Origin of the sequence: Thauera aminoaromatica (assembly GCF_000021765.1) — a bacterium.
In the GTDB taxonomy this organism is placed as follows: domain Bacteria; phylum Pseudomonadota; class Gammaproteobacteria; order Burkholderiales; family Rhodocyclaceae; genus Thauera; species Thauera aminoaromatica.
This window is the reverse complement of record NC_011662.2, coordinates 4,478,365-4,496,212: the sequence shown is the minus strand read 5'-3', so window position 1 is coordinate 4,496,212 and position 17,848 is coordinate 4,478,365. Positions and strand designations below refer to the sequence as shown.

Sequence of the window (17,848 nt, the reverse complement as noted above, 5' to 3'; positions counted from 1 at the left end):
AATTCTTATTGACAAACATGGCATTATCCATTTAACTCTCGCGTTTGACCTAACACTGGCAGTCCGATCATGAAACGCACTTATCAGCCCTCCGTTGTCCGCCGCAAGCGCACCCATGGTTTCCTGGTCCGCATGAAGACCCGTGGCGGCCGTGCGGTCATCCGCGCACGCCGTGCCAAGGGTCGTCACCGCCTCGCCGTCTGAGGTGGTTTCGCCCACGGGCGCTGACCAGGGTTTCCGCAGCGCTCACAGATTGCACAAAACGGATGAGTATTCATCCGTTTTTGCTTTTCGGCGGGCGCTGCGCGGCCGGTTCTACATGCTGCACTACCGGCCCAATGGTCTGGACACCGCCCGCCTCGGCGTGGTGGTGGCGAAGAAGCTGGCCAAGCGCGCCAACGTGCGCAACCTGGTCAAGCGCATCGCGCGCGAGATCTTCCGGCGCCAGCGCATCGAGCTTCCGGCGATGGACTTGGTCGTGCGCCTGAACGCGCCGGTGGCCAAGGCCACGCGCGCCGAGATCAACCTCGACCTGCTCTCCCTTCTGCAAAGGCTGCCCCGGCAATGAAGACCGTGCTGATCGCCCTGCTGCGTTTCTACCGCTACGCGATCAGCCCGATGCTCGGCCGCAATTGCCGCTTCCACCCGACCTGCTCCGAGTACGCGATCGAGGCCGTGCAGCGCCACGGCGCGTTGCGTGGCGGCTGGATGGCCGCGAAACGGGTGGGGCGCTGTCATCCCTTCAATCCGGGCGGGTATGATCCCGTTCCCTGACCTGAGACAGAACGATTCCGATGGATCAACGCCGCCTCATCCTCTTTCTGATTTTCTCCTTCTCGCTCGTCATGCTGTGGGACGGCTGGATCAAGCAGAACCAGCCTCCCGTGGCCCAGCAGCAGGCCGCCGCCGGAAGCGCGGCGCCGGCCGACGGCGCGGTGCCCACGCCCACGTTGAGCGCCACGCCCGGCCAGCCGGTGGTGCCGGGCGAGCAGGCCGCCCAGGCTGCGGCCGCGCCGCGTGCCGTGGTCGAGACCGATCTGCTGCGTGCCGAGGTCTCGGCGCAGGGCGGTGACATCGTTCGCCTCGAGCTCAAGCAGCACAAGGCGAGCGGCGAGGCGGGCGGCAACTTCGTGCTGCTCGACGACGGCACCACGCGGCACCAGTACGCCGCGCAGTCGGGCCTGATCGGCGAGGGCCTGCCCACCCACAAGACCCTGTTCCAGCTGCCCGCTGGCGAGCTGCGCCTGAAGGACGGCGAGAACGGCGTGGAGCTGCGTCTGCAGGCGCCCGAGCAGAACGGCGTGCAGGTCACCAAGGTGATGCGCTTCGCGCGCGGCAGCTACCTGATCGACGTGTCCTACGAGATCCGCAACGGATCGGGCCAGGCGCTCGCGCCGCACGCCTACTTCCAGCTCACCCGCGACGGCAACCCGGCCGAGCAGGTCGAGGCCTTCGGCGTCACCACCTTCACCGGTCCGGCCTTCTACACCGACGCCAACAAGTTCCAGAAGGTGCAGTTCGCCGACATCACCGACGGCGACGCCAAGTTCCCCAAGACCGCGGCCGACGGCTGGGTGGCGATGGTGCAGCACTACTTCGTCGGCGCCTGGCTGCCGAAGGCAGGCGAGCAGCGCGAGTACTTCGCGCGCGCGCTCGGCAACAACCTGTTCTCGGCGGGCGTGATCCTGCCGGTGGCCTCGATCGCCACGGGCGCCGAGGGTGCGGTGTCTACCCGTCTGTACGCCGGTCCGCAGGAACAGGACAAGCTCGAGGGCATCGCCCCGGGCCTCGACCTCGTGGTCGACTATGGCTGGCTGACCGTGATCGCGGCGCCGCTGTTCTGGGTGCTGTCCTGGTTCCACAACCTGACTGGCAACTGGGGCTGGGCGATCATCCTGGTCACCGTCGCGATCAAGGCGATCTTCTTCCCGCTGTCGGCGGCGAGCTACAAGTCGATGGCCAAGATGCGCGTGCTCGGCCCCCGCCTGCAGCGCATGAAGGAGATGTACGGCAACGACAAGGCCAAGATGCAGCAGGAGATGATGAATCTCTACCGCACCGAGAAGATCAACCCGCTCGGCGGCTGCCTGCCGATCCTGGTGCAGATCCCGGTGTTCATCGCCCTGTACTGGGTGCTGCTCGGCAGCGTCGAGATGCGCCACGCGCCGTGGCTGGGCTGGATCCAGGACCTCTCGGCCAAGGACCCCTACTTCATCCTGCCGATCATCATGGGCGTGTCCATGCTCGTGCAGATGAAGCTCAACCCGACGCCGCCGGATCCGATCCAGGCCAAGGTCATGATGGCGATGCCGATCATCTTCACCTTCATGTTCCTGTGGTTCCCGTCCGGCCTGGTGCTGTACTGGGTGGTGAACAACTGCCTGTCGATCGCCCAGCAGTGGCAGATCACGCGGATGATCGAAAGTGGAAAGTCGGCCGGCAAGCCCGCCTGACACGATTGCCGCGATCGCGACGGCACCGGGCCGCGGCGGCATCGGTGTCGTCCGCGTCTCGGGTGCCGGTCTCGGCGCCTTCGCGCTCGCGCTGTGCGGCCGTACGCCGCAGCCGCGCATCGCGCACTTCACCCGCTTCCTCGACGAGCACGAGCGGCCGATCGACGAGGGGATCCTGCTCTACTTCGCCGCGCCGGCGTCCTTCACGGGCGAGGACGTGCTCGAGCTGCAGGGCCACGGCGGCCCGGTGGTCATGCAGATGCTGCTCGAGCGCTGCCTGCAACTCGGCGCCCGCCTGGCCGAGCCCGGCGAATTCACCCGTCGCGCCTTTCTCAACGGCAAGCTCGATCTCGCTCAGGCCGAGGGTGTCGCCGACCTGATCGAGGCCTCCACTGCGGCGGCTGCGCGCTCGGCGGTGCGCTCGCTGTCCGGGCAGTTCTCCGAGGAAGTCCATCGCATCGTCGACGCGCTCATCGACCTGCGCATGCTGGTCGAGGCGACGCTCGACTTTCCCGAGGAAGAGATCGACTTCCTCGAGCGCGCGCGCGCGATGCCGCGCCTCGAATCCATCCGCGAGGCGCTCGAGGGCGTACTCGACCGTGCGCGCCAGGGGGCGCTGCTGCGCAGCGGGCTCGACGTGGTTCTCGTGGGTGCGCCCAACGTCGGCAAGTCCAGCCTGCTCAACCAGCTCGCCGGCGAGGAGCGCGCGATCGTCACCGACATCGCCGGAACGACTCGCGACGCGCTGCGCGAGACGATCCAGGTCGAGGGTATCCCGCTCCACATCATCGACACCGCAGGGCTGCGCGAGACCGAGGACCGGGTCGAGCGCATCGGTATCGAGCGCACCTGGCGCGAGATCGCGCGCGCCGACGTGATCCTGCATCTGGTCGAGGCGGGCGTGGCGGCCGAGGGCGACCTCGACGAGCGCCTGCCGCAAGGTGTAGAGCGCATCATGGTGGCGAACAAGATCGACCTCGCAGGATTGCCCGCGGGCCGCGTGGAGGCGGGCGGACGGGTTCGCCTGCAGGTGTCGGCGCGAAGCGGGGAGGGTGTCGAGCTGGTGCGCCAGGAGCTGTTGCGGATCGCCGGCTGGCATGCGCACGGCGAGGATGTGATTCTTGCGCGCGAGCGTCATCTGCTCGCGCTGCGCGAAGCGCTCCGCCATGTGGAGGCTGCAGGCACGCAACTCGGTGCGCTCGAACTCTTTGCCGAGGAGCTGCGCCTCGCGCAGGAGGAACTCGGCACGATCACCGGCGAGTTCAGCGCCGACGACCTGCTCGGGGTGATCTTCGCCCGCTTCTGCATCGGAAAGTAAGTGGGCTGACCGTCGGTCGGTTGGCGCAGCGGAAGTCGCAAACAGAGGCGCGCGGACAGTCGACGGTCATGCCGGGATCCGGTGTCGCGTGCGCGCCGTCCCGCCGTCGCGTCAAACCGTCGCGATCCTCCTCGGCAGTCTCTCTGTTCCACGTGAAACACCCCTCCCATGGAAACCGAATTCCTCTTCCTCGTCCTCGGCGTCGCCGCGCTGTTTGCCGGCTTCGTGGACTCCATCGTGGGCGGTGGCGGCTTGATCCAGTTGCCCGCACTTTTTGCGGCCTTTCCGACGACCGCGCCTGCGACGCTCTTCGGCACCAACAAGCTCGCGAGCATCGTCGGCACGACCAGTGCCGCCGTCCAGTACAGCCGACGGGTCGAGATTCCGTGGCGCGTGGCGGCGCCGGGTGCCCTGGCTGCGCTTGTCGGGTCGTGGTACGGAGCCAAGGCGGTGGCCTACCTGGATCCCGCGATCCTGCGTCCGTTGATTCTGGCACTGTTGGTGTTGGTGGCCGTGTACACCTTCCTGCGCAAGGATCTCGGCGCGGTCTCGTCCGAGCCGGAGCACGGGGCGCGTTCGGTTGCGATCGGGCTCGGCGTGGGTGGAGTGATCGGGTTCTACGATGGCTTCTTCGGGCCTGGAACCGGGAGCTTCCTGATCTTCCTTTTCATCCGCTTGCTGGGGATGGACTTTCTCCGCGCATCGGTTTCGGCCAAGATCGTGAATGTGGCGACCAACCTCGCGGCGATCAGTTTCTTTGTCGGCAATGTGGAGCTGATGTGGAAGCTGGCGGCGCTCATGGCGGTGTGCAATCTGAGCGGCTCGATCCTCGGTTCCCGGATGGCGCTGAGGCACGGTACGGGTTTTGTGCGAAAGATGTTCCTTGCAGTGGTGGCGGTGCTGATCCTTCGCCTTGCCTACGATACCTTCCTGCGCTGACGGGCTGTTTCACGTGGAACAGCCGCGCGTGCGGATGCACCTCGTGTTTGGATGGAAGGATGGCTTGACGCCGCCGGGGTGTCGGCGGGCGGTGGTCGTGGCTGCCTGAAATCGAAAGCTGTGGAGTGCAGAAGATCATGAGCGGAGCGTCCTGGTTTGCCGATCTGCCGAAGGATGTCCTCGCCGAGCTTCTCGGCGAGGATGCCGGCTACTTTCTCCGTGGTGCGCGCCTGCTCGAGTCCGGCCGCTCCGAGTGGCAAGACTACGAGGTTTGGGAAACGCCGCGCTTCGGCAAGCTCTTTCGCCTCGATGGCTGTTTCATGACGTCGGAGCGCGACGAGTTCCACTACCATGAGAACCTGATCCACGTCCCCGGGGTTGCCCATCCCGGCCTGCGCCGGGCGCTGCTCATCGGGGGAGGGGATGGCGGTTCGGCCGAAGAGCTGCTCAAGTATCCGGGCATCGAGCGTATCGTGATCGCCGAGCTCGACGCGAAGGTGGTCGACATCGCCCGGCGCTACCTCGATGCCGTGCATCATGGCGCCCTCGACGATCCCCGCGTGGAGATCCGCATCGGGGACGGGATGGCCCATGTGTGCGAGCATGCTCCCGCCACGGGCGAGCGCTACGACCTGATCGTGCTCGATCTGACCGACCCGATCGGGCCGGCGGAAGCGCTCTACACCGCCGACTTCTTCGCAGCCTGCAAGGCCCTGCTGGCCGAGGGCGGGGCGCTGACGCTGCATATCGGTACGCCGGTATTCCAGCCCGAGCGTGTGCGAGAGTTGCTCGCCCGCCTGCGTCGGGTGTTTGCGCGGGTGCGGCCGTACTTCCTCTACATTCCGCTCTATGGGAGCCTCTGGGGCATGGCCTGCGCGTCCGATACGCTCGACCCGGCTGCGCTCGACGCGAACGAGGTGGACCGCCGTCTTGCCGAGCGCGCCATCCGCGAACTGCAGCACTTCAATGGTGCGGTACACTGTGCGCAGTTCGCCCTGCCCAATCATCTGCGTGCCTTGCTGGCCTGAGCCAGTGCCGCTTCTTCGGCCGTTCTCCAGACCTTGACCCCAGCCCACCCCAAAGACCGACGGTCCGCCCTGCCGGCCGCCGGCTCGCCCCGCTCCCGCACAGCCGGTGTGCGTGGTGCCCCACGCCGTGCTCCGGAACAGCCCATCGACAGCCTCGGCTACGCGCTCGCACGGGCAACCGAACTGGTCGCTGGCGTGATCGACGGCGCCAACCTGACCGATGTCTTCGAGCGCATGCAGGCCGGGCATCCGGAGTGGCCGGAAGGCACGCGCGGGGCCGTGCGCGACCTCGCCTGGTCGACCTTGCGCGAGTTCGGGCGCGGTGATGCGATCCTTTCCCGCCTGCTGCATAGTCCTCCTCCGGTGGAGATTCGGGCGCTTCTGCTGGTTGCCCTGCAGCGCCTGACGCAGCGCCCCGAGCAAGCCCACACGGTGGTCGATCAGGCTGTGGGCGCCACGGCCGTGGCGATGCCCGGCCTGCGCAACCTGGTCAACGGTGTGCTGCGCAATGCGCTGCGTCGGCAGCCGGAGTGGCAAGGCTGGATCGAGGCCGAGCCCGAGGCGCGTCATGCCTTTCCGGCCTGGTGGGTGGAGCGTGTGCGCAGCGCGCATCCTCAGGCCTGGCAGGATCTGCTCGCGGCCGGCAATACGCGTCCCCCCATGGCCTTGCGGGTCAATCCGCGCCGTGCCACGTTGGCCGAGGTCGAGGCGGAGCTTGCCGCAGCCGGGCTGGAGTTCCGGCGACTCGACAACGACGCGCTGGTGCTCGCGCGTCCGCTGGCGGTCGCACGCCTGCCCGGGTACGCCGAAGGGCGCTTGTCGGTGCAGGACGCGGGGGCACAGTGGGCGGCGCAACTGCTCGATGTTCGAGCCGGCGAGCGTGTGCTCGACGCCTGCGCAGCCCCCGGCGGCAAGACTGCACACATCCTCGAGAGGGCCGATGCGGACCTGCTCGCGCTGGAGCTTGATCCGCTGCGGGCGGGTCGGGTGGCGCGCAACCTCGACCGCCTCGGCCTGCGCGCGGAGCTGAAGGTCGCCGACTGCCGCCGCCTGGCAGCGTGGTGGGATGGTCGTCCCTTCGACCGCATCCTGGCCGATGTGCCGTGCTCGGCATCCGGCGTGGTGCGCCGACATCCGGACATCAAGTGGTTGCGCCGGGACAGCGATATCGCCAACTTTGCCGCACAGCAGGCGGAAATCCTGGAGGCACTTTGGCGCACGCTCGCCCCGGGTGGCACAATGCTCTACGTCACCTGCTCGGTGTTCGACGAGGAAAACGCCGGCCAGGTCGCCCGCTTCTGCGTCCGCCATGCCGACGCGGAGCGACTCCCGATTCGCGGATCTTCCGACCTGCAGCTGCTGCCTTGTGCCGACCATGACGGCTTCTATTACGCGCTCCTCCGCAAGCGGCCCTGAGCGCGCCGTTCGCTTCGCCGTGGCCGCGCTGCTCTTGTTGTGGGCGCTGAGCGTACGCGCGGAGAGCGTCATCCGCAGCGCCGAGATCGTGCCCGGTGACGGCGGTTATGTCCTCAACGCGGATATCGCGATCGATCTCAATCCCCGCCTGATCGACGTGGTCACGCGCGGCGTCTCGCTTTACTTCACCACCGAGGTGCTGATCGAGCGCCCGCGCTGGTACTGGCTCAACGAGACGGTGGCGCGTCGTAGCCTGGACTACCGGCTCTATTACCACGCGATCACGCGTAGCTTTCGGCTCTCGGTCGGCAATCTGCACCAGAACTTCGACGAACTCGACGAGGCGCTGCGCACCATGCAGCGCGTGCGCAACTGGCTTGTCGCGGAGACCGGCGTCCTCCAGTCCGGGGTCTCGCACGAGGTTTCCCTTCGCTTCCGGCTCGACACCAGCCAGCTTCCCAAGCCCTTTCAGGTCACCGCGATCGGCAGCAACGACTGGAACGTCGAGACCGAGTGGGTGCGCTGGACCTTCCTGCCGGGGGCGCCGGGGTTCCGATGAAGCGCGTCCTGCTCGCCGTCGCCGCAGCGCTGTCGGGGATCTCGTTGTTCCTGCTCACCTCGGCGAGTTCGAACACCACCCTGTTCGCGACCAGCTATCCTTGGTTGCTCGCGCTCAACGGCGGCATGGCCGTGGTCCTCGCCGCGCTCGTCGGCATGCAGCTGCATCGCCTGCTGCGCGAGCACCGCGAGGGGCAGTTCGGTTCCCGTCTCAAGATGCGCCTGGTGCTGATGTTCGCGCTGATGGGCGTGGTGCCGGGGCTGGTGATCTACGGCGTGTCCCTGCAGTTCGTGGTGCGCAGCATCGAATCCTGGTTCGACGTGCGGGTCGATTCGGCGCTCGAAGGCGGGATCGCGCTCGGCCAGAACGCGCTCGATTACCTGGTGAGCCAGGTGCGAGACAAGGCGGACGACATGGTGCTGGAGCTCGAGGGGGCCGGGCAGGGCGCGGGTACCCGGCTGAATCGGCTGCGCGAGCAGGCCGGGATCGCGAGCGCCACCATCCTTGCCCCCGCGGGCCAGGTGCTCGCCACCGCGGCCGAGTCGGGGCGGACGCTGCTTCCCGAGCTTCCGGGCACGGCCGAACTGCGACAGGCCCGTCAGAGCCGCCATTTTCATTCTGTGATCGCCGAACCCGACGGTCGCCTGGTGATCCGCGTGCTGACGCCGATCCCGGTGCGCACGCTGGCGGGCGAGTCCAATCTGCTGATGCTGCAGCAGCCGGTCCCCGAATCCTTCGGTCGCAATGCCGAGGCGGTCCAGGAGGCATACCGCGAGTACCAGCAGCTGACGCTCGGACGCAGCGGGCTCAAGCGCATCTACACGGTCACCTTGAGCCTGACCCTGCTGCTCGCGCTGCTTGGCGCGCTCGCGGTCGCGGTGCTGATCGCGCGTCGATTGGCGCAACCGCTGCTGATCCTGGCCGAGGGCACGCAGGCGGTGGCGCAGGGCGATTTCAGCCCGCGCCAGGCCTTGCCGGCGAACGACGAACTCGGCGTGCTGACGCAGTCCTTCAACCGCATGACGCGCCAGCTGCAGGAGGCGCGCGCGGCGGCCGACCGCAATCGCGCCGAGGTCGAGGCTGCGCGCGCCTACCTGGAGTCGGTGCTGGCGAATCTGTCCACCGGCGTCCTCGCCTTCTCGGCCGACGGTCACCTGCGCGCCGCCAACCATGGTGCGCTGCAAATCCTCGAGGATGATCTGGGCGGATTCGAGGACATCCCGCTCGAGGCCTGGCCACGCCAGGCCGAGCTCGGCCACATGCTGCGCGAGGGCTTCACCGCCAACACGGGAGACTGGCAGAAGCAGATGGAGTTGCCGGTCAGGGACCGCCCGCCGCGCACCCTGCTGATTCGCGGCTCGCGCCTGCCCGAGAGCACGGGGGGCGGCTTGGTGGTGGTGTTCGACGACATCTCCAGCCTGATCGCCGCGCAGCGTACGGCGGCGTGGGGCGAGGTCGCGCGCCGGCTCGCGCACGAGATCAAGAACCCGCTGACGCCGATCCAGCTTTCGGCCGAGCGTCTCTCCTTCAAGCTCGCCGATCGCCTCGACGACAACGGGCGTGAGATGCTCGAGCGCGCAACCACCACCATCGTGAATCAGGTCGAGGCGATGAAGAACCTGGTCAACGCCTTCAGGGACTATGCGCGGCTGCCGGCGCCGCAGCTCGCGCCGCTCGACCTCAACGCGCTGATCCGCGAGGTGCTCCACCTGTACGAGAGTGCCGCGGTGCAGATCCGCACCGAGCTGGGGGGAGCGCTGCCTCCGGTGCAGGGCGATCCGACGCAGATCCGGCAGGTGATCCACAACATGCTGCAAAATGCGCAGGACGCGCTTGGCGCGCAGGAGGACGCGGAGATCTCGGTGATCACCCGTCGTGACGGCGAGAGCGCGCTGCTGCTGTGTCGCGACAATGGCCCGGGTTTTCCGCCCGAAGTCCTGGCGCGCGCCTTCGAGCCCTATTTCACTACCAAGTCGCGCGGCACCGGCCTGGGCTTGGCGATGGTCAAGAAGATCGTCGACGAGCATGGCGGCGAGGTCCGCCTCAGCAACCGCGAGGGCGGTGGCGCCGAAGTGCGCATCCGCCTGCGGCTGGCCGAAAACAAGGAAGCATGACGAAGAAAAATGGCAAAGATTCTGATCGTTGACGACGAAATCGGCATCCGCGAACTGCTCTCGGAGATCCTCCGCGACGAGGGGCACGACATCCTGCTCGCCGAGAATGCCACCGCCGCGCGCGCAGCACGCAACGCAGTGCGTCCGGACATGGTGTTGCTCGACATCTGGATGCCCGACACCGACGGCATCACCCTGCTCAAGGAATGGGCGGCCAATGGCCAGCTCAACATGCCGGTGGTGATGATGTCGGGGCACGGCACCATCGACACCGCGGTCGAGGCCACCCGCATCGGCGCGATCGACTATCTGGAAAAGCCGATCGCGCTGCAGAAGCTGCTCGCCGCGGTCAAGCGCGGGCTGCAGCGTCCGCAGGCGCCCGGCGTGCAGTCGGCACCGACACTCGCCGCCTTTCATCGCTCCGTGCCCTTGCGCGAGCTGCGCCGCCGGCTCGAGCAGATCGTCGGCAGTTCTCGCGTGCTGCTGCTGCGCGTCGGCGCGGGGTCGCTCGCCGAACTGGTCGCACGCAGCGTGCAACCCGCCAACGCCCCCTGGCTCGACCTCGCCGCCGTCACCGCGCCGCTCGACATCACCCAGTTGCAGTCCACCCAGGGCGGCGTGGTGTTCGTCGGCGAGCTGGCCCGCCTGTCGCGCGCGCAGCAAAAGAACCTCGCCTTCGCGCTCGACCGCCTCGAGCGCTACGACTTGCGCCTCGTCGTCGCCACCGACCGCAGTCTCGAGGCCCTGGTCGGCGAGGGCTGGGAGGAGGGGCTGCTCGCCCGCCTGTTCGAGGTGAGCCTCGCGCCGCCCTCGATCGCCGACGTCCGCGAGGACCTGCCCGAGCTCGCCAGCCAGATGCTGCTGCATCTGGTGGAGGCGGGTGAAGTGCCGCTGCGGCGCTTTTCCACCGCCGCGCTCAACCAGCTGCGCAACCTGCCGTGGCCGGGGGGCTACCCCGAGTTGCGCGCCGCGGTGAAGTCGCTCGCGCTCGGCACGCTGGAGGAGGAGATCGGCGCCGGCGAAGTGCGTCGCCTGCTGCCACCGGATCTGGGCGCCGGCGCCTGCGGCGTGTCGCTCGACCAGCCGCTGCGAGAGGCGCGCGAGGCCTTCGAGCGCATGTACTTCGAACATCATCTGCGCCTCGAGGGCGGCAACATGACCCGCCTGGCGGAGAAGACCGGCCTGGAGCGCACCCACCTCTACCGCAAGCTCAAGCAACTCGGCCTGCAGGCCGGGCGCCGGCACGAGGAGTCCTGAACCCTGCGCGCTCTCCTGCCGCTGCGCCACGGCTCGGCAGGATCCGGCGGTTGCTGCGGCGCAACGTCTGCGTTTGCCGGGCCGGGTGGGGGGCGTAGAATCGGCGGCTTGGACACTTCCGGATACAACGTTGAAGATCATCATTCTGGGTGCAGGCCAGGTCGGCGCCTCGGTGGCCGAGAACCTCGTCTCCGAAGCGAACGACATCACCCTGGTCGACACCAGCGAGGAGTATCTCGGCGCGCTGCGCGAGCGCCTCGAGATCCGCACCGTGTGCGGCAACGGCGCCTCGCCGCGAGTGCTGCGCGAGGCCGGCGCGGACGATGCCGACCTGCTCATCGCGGTGACCCAGTCCGACCAGACCAACCTGTGCGCCTGCCGCATCGCCAAGGCGTTGTTCAACCTGCCGACGCGGATCGCGCGCTTGCGCTCGACCGACTACGTCGACCATCCCGAACTGCTCGACGACGACAACTTCGCGGTGGATTTCTCCATCTGTCCCGAGCAGGTCGTCACCGACTACATCAAGCGCCTGATCGCCTTCCCCGAGGCCCTGCAGGTGCTCGAGTTCGCCGACGGCGTGGTGAGCCTGATCGGCGTGCGCGCCTTCGAGGGTGGGCCGCTGGTCGGCCATCCGCTCAAGGCGCTGCGCTTCCACCTGCCCAACGTCGAGGTCCGCATCGCCGCGATCTATCGCAACGGCGAGCCGATCATGCCGGAGGGCGACACCATCATCCTGCCCGGCGACGAGGTGTTCTGCCTCGCCGCCACGGTGCACATCCGCCAGGTGATGCGCGAGCTGCGCCGCTCCGACCGGCCGATGCGGCGGATCATGATCGCCGGCGGCGGCAACATCGGCTTCCGGCTCGCGCAGTCGATCGAGGAGAACCACCACGTCAAGATCCTCGAGCTCAATCGCACCCGCGCCGAGATGCTCGCCTCGCATCTGTCGAATGCGCTCGTGCTGCGCGGCGACTCCACCGACGAGAAGCTGCTCGAGACCGAGGGCATCGACGAGACCGACCTATTCGTCGCGCTCACCAACGACGAGGAAGACAACATCATGTCCGCCTCGCTCGCCAAGCGCATGGGCGCGCGCCGCACGCTCGCGCTCATCAACCGCAAGAGCTATGTCGACCTGGTGCAGGGCGGACCGATCGACATTGCGATCTCGCCCGCGCACACCTCGATCGGGACGTTGCTTGCCCACGTGCGCCGCGGCGACGTGGTCGCGGTGCACAGCCTGCGCCGCGGCGCCGCCGAGGCCCTGGAGATCATCGCCCACGGCAGCAGCAAGGACTCCAAGGTGGTCGGGCGCCCGATCGAGCAGATCGCCCTGCCGCGTGGCGCGAGCATCGGCGCGGTGGTGCGCGACGAGAAGAACGAGGAGGGCAGGGTGGTCCGCCGCGAGGTGATCATCCCGCACCACGACACGGTGATCCGCGAGGATGACCACGTGATCGTGTTCTGCACCAACAAGAAGCTGGTGCAGAAGGTCGAGAAGCTGTTCCAGGTCGGCTTCCACTTCCTCTGACATGTCGTCCGATGCCCGCGCCCGCGCGTACTACCCCGCGCTCAACGCCCTCGGCCTGATCATCATGATCTTCGGGCTGCTGATGGGCTTCCCGCTCGTCGTGTCGGCCGTGCTGGGCGACGGCGCGACCCTGGCCTACGACCAGGGCCTGTTCGTCACCTTCGTCGCCGGCCTGCTGCTGTGGGCGGCGACGCGCAGCAAGCGGCGCGACCTGCGGGTGCATGACGGTTTCCTGCTGGTGGCGGCGACCTGGGTGGTGCTGCCGCTCTTCGGCGCGCTGCCGCTGTTGGCCTACATCCCCGATCTCGGCTTCACCGACGCCTACTTCGAGGCGGTCTCCGGACTCACCGCGACCGGCGCCACGGTGCTCACCGGGCTCGAGCACCTGCCGATCTCGATCAACCTGTGGCGCACCTTCATGCACTGGGTCGGCGGCATGGGGGTGATCGTGCTCGTGGTGGCGATATTGCCGCTGCTCGGCATCGGTGGTCGTCAGCTCTACAAGGCCGAGGTGCCGACGCCGATGAAGGACTCCAGCCTGACCCCACGCATCGCCGAGACGGCGAAGGGGCTGTGGCTGACTTACGTGTTGCTGACCATCGCCTGCGGATTCAGCCTGTGGTGGGCAGGGTTGGCGCCCTGGGATGCGGTGATCCACGCGTTCTCCGTCGCCGGCCTGGGCGGCTTCTCCAACCGCGACGCCTCGCTCGGGCATTTCGACAGCGTCGGGGTGGAGCTGGTCACCGCCGGCTTCGCGTTGCTCGCCGGACTCAACTACGCGACCCACTATCTCGCGCTGGTCCGGCGCTCGTCGGCGCCTTATCGGCGCGACCCCGAGATCCCCTTCTATTTCGGCGTCCTCGCGCTCTCCACGCTGATGCTCACCGCGTACCTCCTCGCCCAGGGCATCTTCACCGACTTCGGCGAGGCGCTGCGCTACGTCGCCTTCCACGTCGTCTCGATCTCGACCTCGCTCGGGCTCGCCACGCACGACTACACCTTGTGGCCGATGTTCGCGCAGATCTGGATCCTCTTCCTGGGCAGCTTCGTCGCCTGTTCGGGCTCGACCGGCGGCGGCATCAAGATGATGCGGGCGATGATCCTGTACAAGCAGGTCATCCGCGAGATCGTGCGCTCGCTGCATCCGAACGCGGTGCGCCCGGTGCGCATGGGCAGGAACCCGGTGCCCGAGCACATCCTGCACGCCGTGCTCGGCTTCAGCTTCATGTACATGGTCAGCATCGTCAGCCTGACCCTGGTGCTCTCCGCCGCCGGGCTGGAGCTGGTGACGGCGTTCTCGGCGGTCGTGGCCTGCCTCAACAACACCGGCCCGGGGCTCGGCCTCGTGGGGCCGGCGTCCAACTACCAGGGGCTCGACGACCTCCACAAGTGGGTGCTGTGTTTCGCGATGATCCTCGGCCGCCTGGAGATCTTCACCTTCCTGGTGGTGCTCACCCCCACGTTCTGGCGGCGCTGAGCGGCCCTGCCGCGACTGCTTGACCGACGACAAGCCCGTTCGGGGGCCGGACAGGCGATAATCCCGGCTTGTGCATGAACGCCCCGATAGAGGACTCGACGTGAGCCGCCTGAAGAACGACACCTTCCTGCGCGCCCTGCTGCGCCAGCCCACCGAATACACCCCCGTCTGGCTGATGCGCCAGGCCGGGCGCTACCTCCCCGAATATTGCGAGACGCGCAAGCGCGCGGGCAGCTTCCTGCAGCTGTGCAAGAGCCCGGCGATGGCCTGCGAGGTGACCCTGCAGCCGCTCGCGCGCTACGACCTCGACGCCGCGATCCTGTTCTCGGACATCCTCACCGTGCCCGACGCGATGGGCCTCGGCCTGTACTTCGCCGAGGGCGAGGGCCCGCGCTTCGAGCGCCCGCTCAAGGACGAGTGGGAGATCCGCAACCTCAGCGCGCCGGACCCCCACGCCGAGCTGCAGTACGTGATGGATGCGGTCGCCGAGATCCGCCGTGCGCTCGACGGCAGCGTGCCGCTGATCGGTTTCTCGGGCAGCCCGTGGACCCTGGCCTGCTACATGGTCGAGGGCGGCTCCTCCGACGACTACCGCAAGGTCAAGTCGCTGGCCTACAGCCGCCCCGACCTGATGCACCACATCCTCGACGTCACCGCGCAGGCGGTGGTGAAGTACCTCAACGCGCAGATCGAGGCCGGCGCGCAGGCGGTGATGGTGTTCGACTCCTGGGGCGGTGTGCTGTCCGAGGCCGCGTACAAGGAGTTCTCGCTGCCTTACCTGGAACAGGTCGTAGCAGGCCTGATCCGTGAGCGCGACGGCCAGCGCGTGCCCAGCATCGTGTTCACCAAGGGCGGCGGCCTGTGGCTGGAGTCGATCGCCGCGATCGGTTGCGACGCGGTCGGCCTCGACTGGACCATGGACATCGGCCGCGCGCGTCGCCTGGTGGGCGACAAGGTGGCGCTGCAGGGCAACCTCGACCCCAACGTGTTGTTCGCCCCGCCCGAGGCGGTCGCGACGGAGACGCGCCGGGTGCTCGACGCCTTCGGCAACCATCCGGGACACGTCTTCAATCTCGGCCATGGCATCTCGCAGTACACCCCTCCGGAGAGCGTGAGCGTGCTGGTAGACACCGTGCACGCGCACAGCCGGGCGATCCGCGCCGGGGCTTGAGGCGTGCGTGCGGCGGTGCGCTGCAGGACAGGCCTCCGCCGCCATCTGTCAAGCACGAATTCGTGTTTTCCGGGCTTGACTTATGCACATTTCACGGGTTCTGCCCGGGAATGCTGCCCATAACGGGCTTTGCCCGATAGATTTCATAAGTCATTGAAAATAAAATAGAAAAATTCGCGCAATGTTAAGGCATTGTGACGAAACCCCTTGTGCGGCGCAGGTTTGAGCCCGATTCACCCAGCTTTCCCACAAACTTATCCACAGGTTTTGTGGACAAGCTGGAAGCCTCATTTCCCGCCAGCCACTTGCCCGCCGTTTTCTCGGTCCGCTCTCAGCGAAGTGGTGCAAGTCGCTGAAGAAGAACAATTTTTTCTCCAGCCTCCGCCGCTCCATGGCCATCGTCCGCGTCGCCCTGCCGATCCCGCTGCCGCAAGCCTTCGATTACACGGCCGCGGATGCGGGCGTGGGAGACGTCGGGCGCTGCGTGAAGGTACCGTTCGGGCGCGGCGAACGCACCGGGTTGATCGTCGGTATCGGCGGCGAAGCGGGGGTGGAACTCGCACGGATCAAGCCCGTGCTGCACATCCAGCGCGGCGTGCCGGCCTTGCCTGCGGACTGGCTGGAGCTGGTGTCCTTCGTGGCGCGCTATTACCACGCGCCGCTCGGCGAGGTGGTGGCGCTCGCGCTGCCTCCTGGCCTGCGTCGCGCCGACGGCGTCAGTGACGAGGACGAGGATCCGCTGCTTGGCGTCGCCCCGAAGGGCGGCGAGGCGCTTTGCGCGGCGCGGCGGGCGAGCCGGGCGCTCGCGCTGCTGCAGGCGCTCGCTGCGGAGCCGGGGCCGTGGCGGCGCAGCGTGATCCGTGCCCGGGAGGGTGGCGAGGCGGTGGGCGAACTGCTGCGCCGTGGCTGGCTGGAGATCGTGGCCGACCCCGGCGCGCGTCACGAAGCCGGCGCGCAGCCGCTGGCGACGCCGGAGCAGGCCGCCGCGGTGGACGCGATCGTCGGTGCCGGGATGCGTTTCCGGCCCTGGCTGCTGCATGGCGTCACCGGTAGCGGCAAGACCGAGGTCTATCTGCGCCTCGCCGCGCACGCGCTCGCGCAGGGCCGTCAGGTGCTGATGCTGGTCCCGGAGATCGCGTTGACGCCGCAGCTCGAGCAGCGCGTGGCGCAGCGCTTTGCCGCCGCCAACGTGGTCAGCCTGCATTCCGCACTCGCCGACGGTGCGCGTTCGCGCGGCTTCGTGCAGGCACTCAGCGGTCGTGCCGACATCGTGCTCGGCACCCGCCTTGCGGTGTTCGCGCCGCTGCCGCGGCTAGGCCTGATCCTGGTCGACGAGGAGCACGATGCCTCGTACAAGCAGCAGGAAGGCGTGCGCTACTCGGCGCGCGACGTGGCGGTGTGGCGCGGCCGCCAGCGCGACGTGCCGGTGGTGCTCGGCTCGGCGACGCCCTCGCTGGAGAGCTGGTTCCACGCCCGCAGCGAGCGTTATGCGCTGCAGAGGCTGAGCCGGCGTGCGGTCGCCGCCACGCTGCCGGCGGTGCGCTGCATCGACACGCGCAGGACCAAGCTCGACGAAGGCCTGAGCCCGGCGCTGCATGTTGCGATCACGCAGCGCCTGGAGCGCGGCGAGCAGAGCCTGGTCTTCCTCAACCGCCGCGGCTACGCGCCGGTGCTGTCGTGTCCGTCCTGCGGCTGGGTCAGCCGCTGCCCGCATTGCTCGGCCAACCTCGTGGTGCACCTCGCCGATCGCCGCCTGCGCTGCCATCACTGCGGCTGCGACGGTCCGATCCCGCACGCCTGCCCGAGCTGCGGCGACCAGGACATCCAGCCCTTCGGCCGCGGCACCCAGCGTATCGAGGCGCGCCTGGCCGAACTCTTTCCGCAGGCGCGCGTGCTGCGCGTCGATCGTGACGCGGCGCGCACGCGCAGCCAGTGGGAGACGCTGCTCGACACCATCGCCGCCGGCGAGGCCGACATCCTGGTTGGCACCCAGATGATGGCGAAGGGCCACGACTTCCCCAAGCTCACCCTGGTCGGGGTGGTGGGGGCGGACGCCTCGCTGCATGCCGCGGACTTTCGCGCCCCCGAGCGCCTGTTCCAGCAGCTGATGCAGGTCGGCGGCCGTGCGGGTCGCGGCGCGTTGCCCGGAGAGGTGCTGATCCAGACCGAATACCCCATGCACCCGCTCTATCTGCACCTGGCGAAGCACGACTTCGACGCGTTCGCCCGCATGGCCCTGCAGGAGCGCCGTGCTGCGGGCTTCCCGCCTTTCACCCACCAGGCCATGCTGCGTGCCGATGCGCCGGCGCTGGAGGATGCCGTCGAGTTCCTGCGCCATGCGCGCCGGCTCGCCGAGGAGCGCGCGCCCGCGGGGCTGCGTCTGTACGACCCGGTGCCGATGCGCATGACCCGGCTCGCCCGCCGCGAACGCGCGCAGCTGCTCGTCGAGGCCGACCACCGCGGTCCGCTGCAGGCCTTCCTCGCGGAGTGGGTCGCGGTGCTCTACCGCCAGCGCACCGCGCGCGAGCTGCGCTGGCAGCTGGACGTGGATCCGCTGGAGGTCTGAGGCAGGGTGATGGTTC

Annotated in this window: 15 protein-coding genes; all 15 read left to right on the top strand. The window is 68.2% G+C overall.

Translation table 11 applies throughout. From position 1 onward, the window contains the following. The first annotated feature begins 69 nt into the window (after positions 1-69). Positions 70-204, top strand: coding sequence for a 50S ribosomal protein L34 (rpmH, locus tag TMZ1T_RS20795; protein ID WP_002926183.1), 135 nt, complete (start codon positions 70-72; stop codon positions 202-204). Continuing rightward, positions 143-568 carry a ribonuclease P protein component gene (rnpA, locus tag TMZ1T_RS19810; RefSeq protein ID WP_315968370.1) on the top strand — a complete coding sequence of 142 codons (426 nt, stop codon included), beginning with the start codon at positions 143-145 and terminating at the stop codon, positions 566-568. Before rpmH ends, rnpA begins: the two co-directional genes overlap by 62 nt. Then, positions 565-774 (top strand): membrane protein insertion efficiency factor YidD, encoded by a 210-nt coding sequence (gene yidD / locus TMZ1T_RS19805; protein ID WP_004329522.1) that lies wholly within the window; start codon positions 565-567, stop codon positions 772-774. The genes rnpA and yidD overlap by 4 nt, the downstream gene beginning before the upstream one ends. 20 nt (positions 775-794) lie before the next feature. After that, positions 795-2,453 carry a membrane protein insertase YidC gene (gene yidC / locus TMZ1T_RS19800; protein ID WP_012586327.1) on the top strand — a complete coding sequence of 553 codons (1,659 nt, stop codon included), beginning with the start codon at positions 795-797 and terminating at the stop codon, positions 2,451-2,453. Further along, positions 2,425-3,771 carry a tRNA uridine-5-carboxymethylaminomethyl(34) synthesis GTPase MnmE gene (gene mnmE / locus TMZ1T_RS19795; protein ID WP_012586326.1) on the top strand — a complete coding sequence of 449 codons (1,347 nt, stop codon included), beginning with the start codon at positions 2,425-2,427 and terminating at the stop codon, positions 3,769-3,771. The genes yidC and mnmE overlap by 29 nt, the downstream gene beginning before the upstream one ends. A 168-nt stretch (positions 3,772-3,939) precedes the next feature. Next, complete coding sequence (locus TMZ1T_RS19790) at positions 3,940-4,710, top strand: sulfite exporter TauE/SafE family protein (RefSeq protein ID WP_012586325.1); 771 nt, start codon at positions 3,940-3,942, stop codon at positions 4,708-4,710. A 137-nt stretch (positions 4,711-4,847) separates the two neighbouring features. Next, entirely contained in the window at positions 4,848-5,738 is an 891-nt protein-coding gene (speE, locus tag TMZ1T_RS19785) for a polyamine aminopropyltransferase (RefSeq protein ID WP_012586324.1), read from the top strand. A 108-nt stretch (positions 5,739-5,846) separates the two neighbouring features. After that, entirely contained in the window at positions 5,847-7,154 is a 1,308-nt protein-coding gene (rsmB, locus tag TMZ1T_RS19780; RefSeq protein ID WP_012586323.1) for a 16S rRNA (cytosine(967)-C(5))-methyltransferase RsmB, read from the top strand. Then, entirely contained in the window at positions 7,114-7,713 is a 600-nt protein-coding gene (locus TMZ1T_RS19775; protein WP_012586322.1) for a DUF4390 domain-containing protein, read from the top strand. Before rsmB ends, TMZ1T_RS19775 begins: the two co-directional genes overlap by 41 nt. Further along, the gene (locus TMZ1T_RS19770; protein ID WP_012586321.1) at positions 7,710-9,827 is read left to right on the top strand and encodes a sensor histidine kinase; all 2,118 of its coding nucleotides are present in this window, start codon (positions 7,710-7,712) and stop codon (positions 9,825-9,827) included. The genes TMZ1T_RS19775 and TMZ1T_RS19770 overlap by 4 nt, the downstream gene beginning before the upstream one ends. A gap of 9 nt (positions 9,828-9,836) precedes the next feature. Further along, on the top strand, positions 9,837-11,084 hold the full coding sequence (locus TMZ1T_RS19765; protein ID WP_012586320.1) for a sigma-54-dependent transcriptional regulator: 1,248 nt from the start codon (positions 9,837-9,839) through the stop codon (positions 11,082-11,084). 130 nt (positions 11,085-11,214) lie between these two features. Further along, the gene (trkA, locus tag TMZ1T_RS19760; protein ID WP_004315386.1) at positions 11,215-12,618 is read left to right on the top strand and encodes a Trk system potassium transporter TrkA; all 1,404 of its coding nucleotides are present in this window, start codon (positions 11,215-11,217) and stop codon (positions 12,616-12,618) included. Position 12,619: 1 nt separating this feature from the next. Then, the gene (locus tag TMZ1T_RS19755; RefSeq protein WP_012586319.1) at positions 12,620-14,095 is read left to right on the top strand and encodes a TrkH family potassium uptake protein; all 1,476 of its coding nucleotides are present in this window, start codon (positions 12,620-12,622) and stop codon (positions 14,093-14,095) included. 100 nt (positions 14,096-14,195) lie between these two features. Continuing rightward, entirely contained in the window at positions 14,196-15,266 is a 1,071-nt protein-coding gene (gene hemE / locus TMZ1T_RS19750; protein WP_004315390.1) for a uroporphyrinogen decarboxylase, read from the top strand. Between the two features lie 391 nt (positions 15,267-15,657). Further along, positions 15,658-17,832, top strand: coding sequence for a primosomal protein N' (locus TMZ1T_RS19745; RefSeq protein ID WP_012586318.1), 2,175 nt, complete (start codon positions 15,658-15,660; stop codon positions 17,830-17,832). Positions 17,833-17,848: the final 16 nt, after the last annotated feature.